The organism is Synechococcus sp. H55.2 (assembly GCF_047462495.1).
Taxonomy (GTDB): domain Bacteria; phylum Cyanobacteriota; class Cyanobacteriia; order Thermostichales; family Thermostichaceae; genus Thermostichus.
Window position 1 is genome coordinate 1 of record NZ_JANSJH010000187.1, and the last position, 1,459, is coordinate 1,459.

Genomic DNA, 1,459 nt, shown 5'->3' on the forward strand with positions numbered 1-1,459 from the left:
CCAAGCCGGCTGCCCAATCCAGCAGATGATTGACTGCTTCTGGGGTTTTGGCTTCGGAGTACAGCCGCAGCAGGGGCTCGGTGCCGCTGCCGCGGATCATCACCCAACTGCCGTCGGCAAGGGTAAACTTGTGGCCGTCTTTGTCGAAATGCTTAATCACCTTCTGCCCCAAAATCTCAGACGGGGGATCCATCCGTAGCCGTTGGAATAGCTGGGTTTGTTGGTTTTGATCCGCCAGGTGCAGGTCGCGGCGCTGGTAAACCGAGCTAAATCCTTCCCGTTCCTGCAAAGCTCGGTAAAGGGCGCTCAGATCTTGCCCGGTTTCGGTGACGGCCTCAATCAAGTACAGAGCAGAAAGCAGGGCATCCCGTTCGGGGATGTGGCCCAGGTAGCCGATGCCGCCGGATTCTTCTCCCCCCAGCAACACCTGGGTGGTCAGCATGCGCTCGGCGATGTATTTGAAGCCCACGGGCATTTCCGTAACCGGCAGGCCATAGCGCTCCGCCACCTTGACGAATAGCTCCGAGCCACTGATGGTTTTGACGATTTCGCCCCGCAGGCCGCGTCGCCCCGCCAAGTGGTCGATCAGGATGGGAATGAGGATCTGCGGGCTGAGAAAGCGGCCTTGTCCGTCGAGGGCGGCAATGCGGTCGGCGTCGCCATCGAAGACCAGACCCACTTTTAACGGGGCGGGATCCGCCGCGATGATCTGGGCAGAGGTCTGCAGGTTTTGCGGCAGCGGCTCCGGTGAGACGCCGCCAAATAGGGGATCCCGATGCGCCTGCAATTCAATTACCTTCTCTCCCAAGAGGCGCTTGAGGCCCCCAGCCCCGGAGCCAAACATGACATCCACCCAGATCTTGGCCGGGGAGCCTTTGAGCTTTTCCAGATCCACAAAGCGGCTGAGCTGAGCCAGGTAGCCAGGCCAGGGATCCCAGGTGTGGATGGGGGCGGAGTTGGATCCCAGCGGTTGCAGGTGGTGCAGCTCCTGCTCGATGGCAGCGGTGACCTCCGGGGGCACAGAGCCGCCAAAGCCGCCTTTGACTTTGAGGCCGGAATAGTGGGGCGGGTTGTGGCTGGCGGTGATCACCAAGGCTCCATGGCAGCCGCGCTCCTTGGCTGCCCAACTGAAGGCCGGCGTCGGGGCAGCACAGGCAGAGAGATAAACCGGGATCCCCAACCGCGCCACCACCTCGGCAGCGTGGGCAGCAAAGCGTTCAGAGAGAAAGCGGTTGTCGTAGCCGATCAGGATCCCTGCGCCGGGATAGGTGCGGGCCAACACCTGGGCGCTGGCCTGGGCGGCAATAGCCAAGTTCTGAAAGGTAAAGCCGTCGGCGATCACGGCTCGCCAGCCGTCGGTACCAAAGCGAATAGAGTTGCCGGCCATAGTTCACCAAAATCGACCTCGACTACACATAGCACGGCAGAGCCAGATCCAGACCGCCCAGCCCTCACCCCC

At 61.8% G+C, this 1,459-nt stretch carries 1 protein-coding gene; it reads right to left on the reverse strand.

Annotation, left to right across the window (positions count from 1 at the left end):
• Positions 1-1,387 (reverse strand): phosphoglucomutase/phosphomannomutase family protein (locus tag NW844_RS12795; RefSeq protein WP_414336196.1); only part of this gene is annotated, 1,387 nt, incomplete at its 3' end.
• Positions 1,388-1,459: the final 72 nt, after the last annotated feature.